The sequence below is a fragment of the Vibrio sp. SCP2 genome (assembly GCF_059295395.1).
This window is the reverse complement of the sequence record NZ_JCAFVV010000007.1, coordinates 87,957-100,701: the sequence shown is the minus strand read 5'-3', so window position 1 is coordinate 100,701 and position 12,745 is coordinate 87,957. Positions and strand designations below refer to the sequence as shown.

Sequence of the window (12,745 nt, the reverse complement as noted above, 5' to 3'; positions counted from 1 at the left end):
GATTCCACCAGATGGGATCGGGGGCGCAAATTTTACGCCAAAATGTGACCTGTGACTAGGAAAAAGTCCATAACTAAGATGGGGAATTGCAAAAGGTGCCCGAATAGGTCGAGCACCTAGGAGGCATTAAGCGTTAGGGTGAGGTAAACCACCTAAGCATTCGTACAGGTTAGGTAGGAATGCGCTTAGCTCGCCACACAGTAGAGAGAAGTCAGCGTCAAAGCGCGCTGCTTGATCTTCACGTGGAATATCATCATTTTGGTCTTTAAGCTCATCAGAGAACTTCAAGCGTTTAATACTGCCGTCTTCAGCTAAGATGAACTCGATACGCTCTTGCCACCATAATGCCAGTTTAGTCACGACTTTATCAGCATCAATATGGCTGCGGATCTCGTCTGCTGTTAGCTCTTGCTTCTTACAGCGAATCACACCGCCTTCTTCAAGCACTGATTTAAGCTCGGCTTCATCAAGCATTTGAATACCAACCGGCGTCTCACCCGTTTTCACCCACTCAGTCAGGGTTGTTTCTACCGCTTTCTCTGGGATAGCAGGAACCACAGGTAAGCTGCCCATCGTCTTACGTAGTAGTGCTAAAACATCTTCCGCTTTTTTGAAGCTGCTCGCATCGACTAAAATAAAGCCTTCTTTAGGCAGGATCAGAACATAAGTGTGGTTGCTACGGCTAAAGGCGCGCGGAAGCAAATCCATCACAATATCTTCTTTGAGGTTATCTTTTTCTTTCTTTTTAAGAGGGCGACCTTCTTGCGCTTCAAGAGCTTCTACCTTGGCATTCAAAGATTCTTTAATGACTGATGCAGGTAGCATTTTTTCTTCTTTCTTAGCGCAGATAAGGATACGGTTTTCAGAGACGTGAGTCATCATGTCACCATGCTTGCCCATGGCGGTAACCCAGCCAAATTTCTGCTTATCTTGGCTGCCACACGGGGTAAAACGAAACTCAGCTAATTGTTTTTCAAGCTGATCTGCGTTGAACTCAATTTCACGGTTAAAACGATACACCAGACAGTTTTTAAACCACATACTCTTTCTCTATACCTTTAAATTAGCAGCCAATCATAAAGACTTTTGTCGCGCTTGTCTTACTGCAAACACACAATAGTGGGATGAAAGTTATATGAAAATTTGTTTTCAAAGGTCACAAAAGTGTCATAATTGCTAGTAATAATGCCTATGCATCAAGAGGCGGCAGAACTGCCTTAATCATGAGAAAACTCAATTAACATAAGGTTATGCGATTATGTCTAGAAGGATTCTGGTTGTTGAAGACGAAGCACCAATTCGCGAAATGCTTTGCTTTGTTCTTGAACAGAAAGGTTACCAAGCGGTGGAAGCGGAAGATTACGACAGTGCGGTAACTAAACTGGCTGAACCCTTCCCAGATCTAGTGCTACTAGATTGGATGCTACCTGGTGGCAGCGGTATCAATTTTATTAAACATATGAAGCGTGAAGAGCTGACGCGTAACATTCCTGTTGTGATGTTAACGGCGCGTGGTGAGGAAGAAGACAAAGTCCGTGGACTTGAAGTCGGCGCTGACGACTACATTACCAAGCCATTCTCACCTAAAGAGCTGGTGGCTCGTTTAAAAGCTGTGATTCGTCGTGTGACACCAACCGCGCTAGAAGATGTGATTGACGTTCAAGGTCTTAAACTAGACCCAGTTTCACACCGCGTTACGGCTAACGATGAAGCGTTAGACATGGGCCCAACAGAGTTCAAAATGCTGCACTTCTTTATGACGCATCAAGAGCGCGTATATAGCCGTGAGCAACTGCTGAACAATGTTTGGGGAACCAACGTTTATGTTGAAGACCGCACAGTGGATGTACATATTCGTCGCTTACGTAAAGCGCTAGAGGCAGCAGGGCATGACAAACTGATTCAGACAGTTCGTGGTGCAGGCTACCGATTCTCGACGAAAGCGTAACAAGCAATACCATTTGGAGAGGTAAGTGGTAGAACGGTTAACTTGGAAAAAGCTAGCCTGGGAGCTAGCTTTTTTTTACACCCCTTGGGTGATTGTAGGCTGGATTTTCGGATATATGCCGTGGTTGCTATTAGCTGCCACGGTTTTGCAGCTTGTATGGCATTTACATAACCAGATGCGCTTATCTGCATGGTTGTGGGATGAAAAGCGTCTTACGCCACCTTCGGGTAGTGGTAACTGGGAATCGTTGTTTAATGGTATTTACCGTTTGCAGCAACGCCAACGTAAAAAACGCAAAGAGTTAACCAACCTAATTCGCCGATTCCGTAATGGTGCGGAATCCTTGCCTGATGCCGTGGTCGTGTTTCGCGGTGAGGGCAATATTGTCTGGTGTAACAAACTTGCCCAGCACCTGCTTGGTTTCAAATGGCCCGATGATTCCGGTCAGCCTATTTCGAATCTGATTCGTACGCCGGATTTTATTAAGTACCTCAATAAACAAGATTTCTCTGAGCCACTTGAAATGCGTTCTCCGCTGAATGTTGAACGTATGCTTGAGCTGCGTATCGTACCCTACACAGAAGGCGAGCACTTGATGGTGGTGCGTGACGTATCTCAGCTTAAACAGCTGGAAGGAATGCGTCGTAACTTCTTCGCCAATGTTTCTCATGAGCTAAGAACGCCAATGACGGTGCTGCAAGGTTATCTTGAAATGACCGAAGACCCAGACATGGTGGTTGGCCCAATGTGGACCAAAGCTCACGGCGTAATGACTGAGCAGCTCAATCGCATGAACAGTTTGGTTAATCAGTTGCTAACGCTATCTAAGATTGAAGCGGCGCCGATGCATGAGCTTGAAGAGGTCGTCAATGTCCCTGCGATGCTTGAAGTGCTAGAGAAAGAAGCGGCGAGTTTAAGCGGTGAGCTCGAACATAAATTGTCGTTCGATGTTGATAGCAGCCTGCGAGTATTAGGCGATGATGATCAACTACGCAGTGCAATATCGAACTTGGTATACAACGCAGTGAAATATACTCCGGCAGGGGCAGATATTCGAGTTCGTTGGTATCAGTCTGCACAAGGTGCGCACTTAGAAGTGGAAGACAGTGGTGACGGTATCGAGCCGCAACACTTACATCGACTGACTGAAAGATTCTATCGCGTTGATAAAGCTCGCTCTCGCGATACAGGCGGCAGTGGCTTAGGCTTAGCCATTGTAAAACACGCGCTTAGCCATCATGACTCACACCTTGAAATCCAAAGTGAGGTCAATGTTGGCAGTAAGTTCTCGTTTATTCTGCCACCGCGATTAGTGGTGAGTTAATGAGGATAGTCATAACGTCAACGTTACTTAGCGTCTGCATTTCTGCTTCTGTTTTTGCGGTAGATGAACTGCCAAGCTACAAAAAAAAGTCTGGGATTACAGGCAGCTTAACCAGTGTTGGTTCTGATACTTTGGCAGGTATGACGACCTTGTGGGTTGAGGAGTTTAAAGAGCTATACCCGAGCGTTAATGGTCAGGTACAGGCTTCAGGTTCTTCGACTGCGCCACCAGCACTGACTGAACGCACCGCTCAGTTTGGCCCTATGAGTCGGCCAATGCGAAATCGTGAGATTGAGGCATTTGAAAGAGAACATGGTTACAAGCCGACTGAACTGAGAATTGCCATTGATGCTATTGGGATTTTTGTTCATCGAGATAATCCAATCAAGGGTCTGAACTTTTCACAGCTCGACAGTATTTTCTCAGCAACACTACGTTGCGGCTCTACACAACATATCAATACTTGGTCAGAGCTGGGTTTAGACTATCAGTGGGCTAAACGAGGCATGCAGTTGTTCGGCCGAAATTCCGTTTCTGGTACCTACGGCTATTTTAAGAAAAACGCACTTTGTGGTGGTGATTTTAAAAATAGTGTCAATGAGCAGCCAGGCTCGGCGTCTGTCGTTCAATCTGTCAGCTCTGCAATCAACACCATTGGCTACTCCGGTGTTGGCTATCAGGTTTCAGGAGTGAAGCTATTACCGATAGCGAAACAAGGTGAGGATTACGTACAAGCGAGTCAGGAAAATATTCTGTCAGGTAAGTACCCACTATCACGCTACTTGTACGTTTATGTGAATAAGAACCCTGTCAAACCACTCAGTCCCATCGAGCAAGAGTTCATTCGCTTTATTTATTCAAAGCAAGGGCAGGCCTTGGTGGCGAAAGATGGTTATATTCCCATCTCGACGGACATCGCTCGCCGAGAGCTAGCGAAAGTCGGTATTTCGGAATAACAGTAAACCTTGCTAGAGCCTCATTTGAGAGGCTCTATTTGCATCTAGAAGCTCAATTCCCAGCCGGCAGCCAGCCAATATTCTTGCTCACTGGTTAGGTCCGCATCGAGCAATTTATTTGCTTCCAACCAGTTTTCATCTTGCGAAGTGAGTGACCACTTATCGCCATCAATAGATAGCGTCAGTGCAGGGAGAGGCGTGTCATTACGCTGACCATTGAGTAAGATCGCCAAGCGTAGAATACGTATCAAACCGACGATGTGCTTCTTCTTAAACAGAGTAAACTCTTCCATCTCATGCAGTTTAAGAGCCTTTCTTTGGAATCGAACCAGCATGGCTAACACGCGTTGCTGCTCACGGTTAAAGCCCGGCATGTAAGTATTACGAAGAATGTATGCGGAATGACGGTGAAAAGCTTGCAGGCTGATACTTAACCCTACTTCATGTAGCAGTGCGCTCCACTCTAGCAAGTCGAACAGCTCTGAGCTCTTTTTGATGCCGAGATCTTTATGGACTTGCTGCAAAAACTCGGTCGCTTGGCCTTTGATTTTTGCCGCGTGTTCTAAATCTACGAGATGTTTACTGGCAAGGTTCTCAGTGGTTCGCATACGAATATCAGAGCGTTTAAAGCTGTCTTCCATTTCAAACAGTAGACCTTCACGCAGTGCGCCCTCTGAAAAGTGCATCTCAGTAACATTGAGGCTTTTTACTATTGCGCACAAGATAGCAACGCCGGCAGCAAAAACTGGTTTTCGTTCTGGGGTGAGCCCACTTAGCTCAATCTCATCAATGGTTTCCCACTCGCACAGCGTATCGATCACTTTATCCAGTCTTTTGGCGTTGATGAGGCCATCCTCATAATCTAAGCCTACTAGAACTTCTCGGATTGCCTTAATAGTGCCAGAAGAGCCAAAAGCAATATCCCAACCTTTTTTCTTGTAGCGATAGGCTAAAGACTCCATCTTCTGCTCGGCGGCGAGAATAGCTTTAGCGAAATTTTTCTTAGATAACTTACCGTTAGCGAAGTAACGTTTGGTGTAACTGACGCAGCCCATTTGCTTGCTGTTAATCAATTGGGGTTCGAACCCGCTCCCAATGATCATCTCGGTACTCCCCCCACCAATATCGACCACCAGTTTTGAGTCTGATTCAGGCTGGGTGTGAGCCACACCAAGGTAGATTAAGCGTGCCTCTTCAATGCCGGGAATAATTTCAATCGGAAAAGGGAGCACTTCCCGAGCGCGCTGCAAAAAGATATGTGCGTTATTGGCTTGGCGAAGCGTGTGGGTCGCCGCAATGCGAACGTTTTGCTGGTCAAAGCCTTGTAAGCGCTCAGCAAAAATTGCAAGGCATTCTAATCCGCGTTCTATGGAGGCGTTGTCGAGGTTTTTTTGTGCGTCGAGCCCAGCTGCAAGTCGAACTCGCTGCTTATGGCGACTGACAAGTTGTAAGTCTTGGTCAATGACTTTTGCTACCACCATATGGAAGCTATTGGAGCCCAAATCTATAGCGGCAACGTCACGAATGTCCGAGGTCATGTTTTATTAACGGCTCTTTACGTTTCTGATTCTTAGTTTGTTTTTCTATATTTTTAAGATAGTCGTAAATGGCAATTTGTGAGCGAACTTTCTTTCGGTTTCCGCGCGCTACGTAGCTATTACTCATTTCTTTATCGATCCATCTCGCCTTCACTGTATCGGTAAAGTGGATGTTAATGATATCAATAATACGCTGTTTAAGACGTTCGTCACGAATAGGGGTTGCGACCTCAATGCGATGGTCAATATTACGTGTCATCCAATCTGCTGAAGAAATGTAAACCTGTAGGTCACCGTTATTGTGGGTAATCATAACCCTTGGATGCTCTAAGAATCGATCAACAATACTGATGATCTTGATGTTGTCACTGACACCTTCGACCCCAGGAACTAAAGAGCACATCCCGCGAATGATCATGCGAATGTTGACCCCAGCCCCACTGGCTTCATAGAGTTTATTGACCAAGCCCTTATCGACTAAGTTATTCGCTTTGAGAGTTAGCTCTGCTTTAAGACCTTGCTCTGCATTAGCGATTTCATTGTCTATCAGGCGGTAAAGTTGTTTACGCGAGTTGCGCGGTGAAACGATCAAGTGGTGAAACTTAATCGGTCGGTAAGGGTTTTCTATGTAGTTGAATACCCCACGAACCTCGTTGGTCAGCTCTGAGTCCGCGGTGAGCAGAGAAAAGTCGGTATAGATTCGCGCATTTTTTTCGTGAAAATTACCGGTTCCGATGTGCGCGTAACGAACAATCTCATCCTCTTCTCGGCGGCTAATGAGCAGTAGTTTGGAGTGAATCTTCAGCCCCGGAACGCCAAATATGACATGAACGCCAGCTTCTGTGAGTACTTTTGACCATTCGATATTCGCCTCTTCATCAAAGCGTGCTTGCAGCTCAACGACAACAGTCACCGCTTTGCCATTATGAACCGCGTCAATCAGCGAGTTCATTAGACGTGAGTCCTTGGCGACACGATAGATGTTGATCTTAATACTCAGCACCTTAGGGTCGAACGAAGCTTGGCGTACCCATTCACTGATATGCTCAAAAGTGTGGTAGGGGTAGTGCAGCAAGATGTCCTGCGCCTTTATGGCATCAAATTTATTGGCATATCCGCTAAAGTCAGCACATGCCATTGGCGGTAATGGTTTGTTTTCTAAGTAGTCTCTTCCTACATTAGGAAAGTCGATAAAGTCTTTAAAGTTATGGTAGCGTCCACCTGGAATTAAGCTGTCATAATTGGATACCTTGAGTTTTCTACATAGAAAGTCGAGCATAGCTTGCGGCATTTCTCGCTCGTAGATGAACCTGACCGGCATCGCAGTTAAACGTTGGTTGACCCCCTCAGACATTTGCTCAATTAAGCTGTGTTCGACTTCATAGTTAAGATCATATTCAGCATCGCGTGTCATCTTCATCGCATAGCCGTTGAGTTCGTCATAGTCGAAGAATCCGCTGAACAACTCATCTAAACAGTAGCGAATAATATTATCGAGTAAGATGATGGTTTTACGATGCTTGCGCTTTTGCTCTGGCACCATCACAAAACGAGGTAGGTGATCGGTCGGGACTTCAATCAACGCATACTGACTTTGTTCACCACTACGCAAATCAACGGCAATGTAGGCATATTCATCTTTTAGAAACTGCAGCACATCAATATCATCACGCATCATCAGTGGGGTGATGTGAGGCAGAACTTGTTTGCGGAAGTATTTTCTTACCCAATTTTGTTGAGTTTCGTTGAGCTGAGTCTCATTGACTAAAAAGATTCTATGCCTTGCCATATCGCGGATCAGCTCGGCGTATAGCTCATCGAAACGCTCATTGAGTCGTAGCGCTTTGGTCTGCATCTTGGTCAACAAGTGTTTGGAATTATCGTTTATTCCACGTTCTTGATTGATCAGAATTCGGCGTTTTACATCGGCAAAGCGAACTTTGTAAAACTCATCTAAGTTATTGGAAAATATACCAAGAAATCGGATTCTTTCGATTAAAGGCACGCTTTTATCTGCGGCTTCTTGTAAGACGCGCTCATTGAAAGAGAGCCAACTTAATTCCTTTTCAATATACAGTTTCTCTGCGCTCATGATCTTACCTTTAACCGAAGTGACGAAGTAAAGTATTGAGAAAACTCTCAGATGAATAGCAACTTAAGGTGCTGAGATGACAGTTTTATTGCAAATTTTTATTGCATTGTTTTCAGTTGTTTATTGCGATCTGTAATATAATTGTCACCTAATAGAAATATTATACCCTCGGACGAAAATAGGTAAGAGAAACAGATGGGCCAAGCAGAATTCTCATTGCGAGAGCGAGATCAAAAGCGACTAATCAAAGATCGATTAGTTCGACTCGCTGTATCTGCTGGTGGTGTGGGCGTGTTGGCGGCTCTGGTTCTGATCTTCGTCTACCTTGCCATGATGGTATTGCCCTTGTTTAGCGATGCCAAAATAACGCCTAATGTTCGTTCAGTTCCCATTTCAACCGTACAGCCAATAGCGCTAGGTGTCGATGACTCTGGCGAGAGCGCTTTTGTTATCTCTGATCAAGGAACAATCGATTTCTGGTCACTGATCAATTCAAGTAGTGAGCCCGTGCTGTCACAGGCAGTGAGCTCGTCGAATGACTTATTTGCTCAGTCACTCTCTGCGCAAGGTTTATATGGTTTTGCTTCGCCACAAGGGCAAGTGAAAATCATCAAGCCAAACTTAGATTCAGAGATGAAGCAAGGCGTTAGAGTACTAACCCCGAGCGTCACTGAACTTAAGCTGCCATTTGATCTGCGTACTGATAAGCACGAGCTAGTTAAGTTTGCTTTTGCAACCCAAGAAAGTACGGCCTTGGCCGGTTGGTATGATGATGGCTTTGTCAGAGTCCGTTGGTTAGAGCAGGGGCAAGCCCACCATTTTACTTTTGCCGCGCCAATGCCTGATTTGGATCAGCTAGTATTGACGCCTGACGGCAAGACACTTTATTTGCGCTCTGGCTCAGAGCTTATCGTGGCGCTAAAGAAACAGAACCGATTTGAGGTTCGTGAGGTAGTGGACTTGAGCCAAGGTCGCCCTGAACATGCCGTCACTGATATCGATTTATTGCCGGGCGCCTACTCAGTTTTGGTCACTCACCAAGATGGTCTTGTATCTCAATGGTTTGATGTACTGACGGATGGAAAACGTTATTTAACTCATATTCGCCAGTTTAAGCTCGCTTCCGAGCTGCAATTCTTATTGCCAGATACCTACCGTAAAGGGTTTTACAGCTTTTACATTAATGGCACTGTTCAAAGTCACTATACTACCAGTGAAAAGCTGGTGATGTTTGAGCGCGCATATCAGAAAGCCCCTCAGCTTGCTGCTATGTCGAACAATGAATCTTATCTGCTTGCCATTGATGACAGCATGCTTAGCTTATCTGTGATTGATAATCCGTTCCCTGAAGTTTCTCTTTCCTCGCTTTGGCAGAAAGTGTGGTATGAAGGTTATCCTGAGCCTGAATTTGTTTGGCAAACCACGTCCGCCAGTGATGAGTTTGAGGCTAAGTTCAGCATAGTACCGATTGCTTTTGGTACTTTAAAAGCAGCAGCATTTGCGATGCTTTTCGCGATTCCTATCGCGGTGTTAGGTGCCATCTACACAGCCTACTTTATGACGCCGAAAATGCGCCGAGTCGTCAAACCTTCGATTGAGCTGATGGAAGCACTACCTACGGTAATCATAGGTTTCTTAGCAGGATTATGGTTTGCCCCGATTGTAGAGAGTCATCTCGCAGCGGTCGTTGCTCTAATGCTATTTTTACCACTCTCAACCATCATGGTCGGGTTTGCTTGGCATATGGCTTCTAAGCAATGGTCTGGGCAGCTTTCAAATGGTTGGCATGCAGCGATTTTAATGCCAATCATCGTGGTGCTTACAGTGGTGGTTTTGTCGCAGAGCGGCAATATTGAAGCCTTATTCTTTAATGGTGATGTCAGGGTTTATCTGGCTGAGCACGGTATCGATTTTGATCAACGCAATGCGCTAGTGGTTGGCTTTGCGATGGGATTTGCGGTTATCCCTACGATCTTTACTATTGCCGAAGATGCTATTTTCTCAGTACCTAAGCATTTATCGGATGGTTCCCTTGCTCTAGGGGCGACGCCATGGCAAACACTGATTCATGTTGTTCTATTGACGGCGAGTCCAGGTATCTTTTCCGCGATTATGATGGGACTCGGGCGCGCAGTGGGCGAAACCATGATTGTACTTATGGCGACAGGTAACACCCCTATTATGGATTGGAACATCCTTGAAGGGATGCGCACTCTATCCGCGACGATTGCGGTTGAAATGCCAGAGTCAGCGGTCGGTAGCTCTCACTATCGAATCTTGTTCTTAGCAGCATTGTTGTTGCTAGTTTTTACCTTTGCGGTTAACTCTTTAGCTGAGTGGGTACGTGAGCGCTTACGCGCTAAGTATCGCTCGCTGTAAATCAGAATTATTAGGAAACCTTCTAAGTGTTTAAGTGGTTAAAGTCAGGCTCTCCTTGGATATGGTTGACGGGCGGTGCAGTCAGTATCAGCTTGTTGTCTGTATTAGGGCTTTTGCTGCTTATTGGCTGGAAGGGGCTTTCTTACTTCTGGCCTGCCCCCTTGTATCAGTGGCAAACAAAGCAAGGCGACATTCTGGTTGGTCAAGTTTACTCGCAAGAGTACGTCCCTATCAGTCACTTGCGAGAGATGGATATTGAGTTACCGCAGGACGTGGTGGAAAAAGGTTTAGTCAAACGAGTTAGCATCAAGATTGCTAATCGTGATTTATACCCTTCAGACTTTGTGTCTCTGTTAGAAATTGACCTTGATGAGCCAACGAAACCAGAAAACTGGGCGGTTATAGAGCGAACTCGTGGTGGAGATTTTTACGGTCGTCCGGTTGGATACATGCATGCGGATGGACGTGTAAGTAGCGATATTCTTCAAGACTACACGCAGGGAATCGCGTTTGCGGAAAAGTTACGCGATGAGATCGAAAATCTCATTGAGCGTGATGTTAGAGTGATTAATGCTCAAGCTGAGCGACTAAGGTTAGAGAGAAAAAAGCGTAGCCTGAATGGCACGCTGGACGATGATTTCATTGCTTTGTATCAAAGCCAGAGTAACAAGTACACAGAGGCGTTAGCGGCAACAGAAGCCGAGTTAGACCGACTGCGCAATCAGTTGGCGAATCAAGGTTTGCTAGTTGAAGATATGACTGGTCAGCAGGTAACGATTCCACTAAGTGAGATTCTTGATTTATGGTACCCGAACCAAATGAACCTAGCAGAGAAAACTGCTAGATGGGGTAAGCAGGCGTGGAAGTTCTTATCCGATGACCCTCGCGAGTCTAACTCTGAGGGCGGTGTGTTTCCTGCGATGTTTGGTACCGTGCTACTGGTGTTGATCATGTCGGTCATAGTGATGCCGCTGGGTGTGATTGCAGCTATCTATCTTCACGAGTACGCCAAGAACAATGCGTTCACCCGCTTAATTCGAGTGGCAGTAATTAACCTCGCAGGGGTACCTTCAATTGTCTATGGCGTATTTGGACTGGGCTTCTTTGTGTACACGCTAGGCGGGTCAATCGACTCACTGTTTTATGCAGAGAAACTGCCAACCCCGACCTTTGGTACTCCTGGTCTGTTATGGTCAGCATTGACGCTTGCCGTGCTGACGCTGCCAGTGGTGATAGTCGCTACCGAAGAAGGCTTAACTCGAATTCCGAGCTCAGTTCGTCACGGTTCTTTGGCGTTAGGCGCGACTCAGTTTGAAACCATGTGGCGAATTGTCTTGCCTATGGCAAGTCCGGCGATTATTACTGGTTTGATCCTTGCGGTCGCTCGCGCGGCGGGTGAGGTTGCTCCGTTGATGTTAGTCGGCGCAGTGAAACTGGCGTCGAGCTTGCCAGTGGATAGCCAGTTTCCGTTTTTGCATTTAGAGCGTAAGTTCATGCATTTGGGTTTCCATATCTATGATGTTGGTTTCCAAACCACTAACATTGAAACAGCAAGACCTTTGGTTTATGCCACGTCATTTTTACTTGTAACTGTGATTGTTGGCCTGAACTTAACCGCGATCAGTATTCGAAATAATTTGCGCGAGAAGTACCGAACTCTAGGACAAGATTAACCATGTTTTCAGTCAATCAAACACTCGGCTACCAAACCCCCTTAGATGTGAATAATCTGAGCGATGAGCAAACGGCGATTGCTATCGAAGGGTTGAACTTGTACTACCAAAACAGCCAGGCATTAAGTGATATCTCGATGCGAATTCCAAAAGGGCAGGTTACCGCGTTTATCGGTCCTTCTGGTTGTGGAAAATCGACACTGCTTCGTTGCATAAACCGCATGAACGATCTTGTTGATGGTTGCCGTGTCGAAGGCAAGGTCAAACTACACGGAAAAAACGTTTACCACCCGAAAGTCGATGTCGCCACGCTTCGCCGCCGAGTGGGTATGGTGTTCCAGCGCCCGAATCCGTTTCCCAAGTCTATCTACGAAAATGTGGTGTATGGCTTGCGTCTGCAAGGAATCAAAAATAGCCGCGCTCTCGATGATGCTGTCGAGCGCTCATTGCGTGCTTCGGCGCTATGGGATGAAGTCAAAGATCGCTTACATGAAAATGCATTTGGATTGTCGGGTGGTCAGCAGCAACGTTTGGTTATCGCGCGTGCAATTGCGATTGAACCTGAGGTACTGTTACTTGATGAGCCGACCTCAGCACTTGATCCTATTTCCACATTAACCATTGAAGAGCTGATCAACGACCTGAAAACCAAATATACTGTAGTTATCGTTACCCATAACATGCAGCAGGCAGCGCGAGTGAGCGATCACACAGCCTTTATCCATATGGGTAAGTTGATCGAGTACTCAGATACCGACTCAATTTTTACGTCGCCATTGAAAAAGCAGACTGAAGATTATATTACGGGTCGATACGGCTAATTCGTCGTATTAGA

The 12,745-nt window shown here is 45.9% G+C and carries 9 protein-coding genes; 6 read left to right on the top strand and 3 right to left on the bottom strand.

The features are described from left to right. Positions 1–126: 126 nt before the first annotated feature. Complete coding sequence (gene rdgC, locus AC5O63_RS17535; RefSeq protein WP_494505757.1) at positions 127–1,041, bottom strand: recombination-associated protein RdgC; 915 nt, start codon at positions 1,039–1,041, stop codon at positions 127–129. Between the two features lie 217 nt (positions 1,042–1,258). Here rdgC and phoB point away from each other — a divergent pair, with 217 nt between their 5' ends. The 3 genes from phoB to AC5O63_RS17520 are packed head-to-tail and all read left to right on the top strand — an operon-like array spanning position 1,259 to position 4,228. After that, positions 1,259–1,948, top strand: coding sequence for a phosphate regulon transcriptional regulator PhoB (phoB, locus tag AC5O63_RS17530; protein ID WP_004747931.1), 690 nt, complete (start codon positions 1,259–1,261; stop codon positions 1,946–1,948). Positions 1,949–1,973: 25 nt separating this feature from the next. After that, positions 1,974–3,272 carry a phosphate regulon sensor histidine kinase PhoR gene (gene phoR, locus AC5O63_RS17525; protein WP_004747932.1) on the top strand — a complete coding sequence of 433 codons (1,299 nt, stop codon included), beginning with the start codon at positions 1,974–1,976 and terminating at the stop codon, positions 3,270–3,272. Then, positions 3,272–4,228 (top strand): PstS family phosphate ABC transporter substrate-binding protein, encoded by a 957-nt coding sequence (locus AC5O63_RS17520; protein ID WP_494505756.1) that lies wholly within the window; start codon positions 3,272–3,274, stop codon positions 4,226–4,228. The genes phoR and AC5O63_RS17520 overlap by 1 nt, the downstream gene beginning before the upstream one ends. A gap of 44 nt (positions 4,229–4,272) precedes the next feature. On the opposite strand, the gene ppx is transcribed toward AC5O63_RS17520, so the two are convergent. Together ppx and ppk1 are read right to left on the bottom strand one after the other, a co-directional pair. Continuing rightward, on the bottom strand, positions 4,273–5,766 hold the full coding sequence (gene ppx, locus AC5O63_RS17515; RefSeq protein WP_494505755.1) for an exopolyphosphatase: 1,494 nt from the start codon (positions 5,764–5,766) through the stop codon (positions 4,273–4,275). Then, positions 5,747–7,858: a polyphosphate kinase 1 gene (ppk1, locus tag AC5O63_RS17510; protein WP_494505754.1), complete on the bottom strand. Its 2,112-nt coding sequence runs from the start codon at positions 7,856–7,858 to the stop codon at positions 5,747–5,749. The genes ppx and ppk1 overlap by 20 nt, the downstream gene beginning before the upstream one ends. 195 nt (positions 7,859–8,053) lie before the next feature. Here ppk1 and AC5O63_RS17505 point away from each other — a divergent pair, with 195 nt between their 5' ends. The 3 genes from AC5O63_RS17505 to pstB are packed head-to-tail and all read left to right on the top strand — an operon-like array spanning position 8,054 to position 12,731. Next, on the top strand, positions 8,054–10,237 hold the full coding sequence (locus AC5O63_RS17505; protein ID WP_494505753.1) for an ABC transporter permease subunit: 2,184 nt from the start codon (positions 8,054–8,056) through the stop codon (positions 10,235–10,237). 26 nt (positions 10,238–10,263) lie between these two features. Further along, complete coding sequence (pstA, locus tag AC5O63_RS17500) at positions 10,264–11,910, top strand: phosphate ABC transporter permease PstA (protein ID WP_494505752.1); 1,647 nt, start codon at positions 10,264–10,266, stop codon at positions 11,908–11,910. A 2-nt stretch (positions 11,911–11,912) separates the two neighbouring features. Then, positions 11,913–12,731 (top strand): phosphate ABC transporter ATP-binding protein PstB, encoded by an 819-nt coding sequence (gene pstB / locus AC5O63_RS17495; RefSeq protein ID WP_171382644.1) that lies wholly within the window; start codon positions 11,913–11,915, stop codon positions 12,729–12,731. Positions 12,732–12,745 lie beyond the last annotated feature (14 nt).

Bases quoted from the DNA above. Each gene is read 5' to 3' on its own strand.
- phoB (WP_004747931.1), top strand. From the start codon at position 1,259: ATGTCTAGAAGGATTCTGGTTGTTGAAGACGAAGCACCAATTCGCGAA.
- AC5O63_RS17520 (WP_494505756.1), top strand. From the start codon at position 3,272: ATGAGGATAGTCATAACGTCAACGTTACTTAGCGTCTGCATTTCTGCT.
- ppk1 (WP_494505754.1), bottom strand. From the start codon at position 7,858: ATGAGCGCAGAGAAACTGTATATTGAAAAGGAATTAAGTTGGCTCTCT.
- rdgC (WP_494505757.1), bottom strand. From the start codon at position 1,041: ATGTGGTTTAAAAACTGTCTGGTGTATCGTTTTAACCGTGAAATTGAG.
- AC5O63_RS17505 (WP_494505753.1), top strand. From the start codon at position 8,054: ATGGGCCAAGCAGAATTCTCATTGCGAGAGCGAGATCAAAAGCGACTA.
- ppx (WP_494505755.1), bottom strand. From the start codon at position 5,766: ATGACCTCGGACATTCGTGACGTTGCCGCTATAGATTTGGGCTCCAAT.
- pstB (WP_171382644.1), top strand. From the start codon at position 11,913: ATGTTTTCAGTCAATCAAACACTCGGCTACCAAACCCCCTTAGATGTG.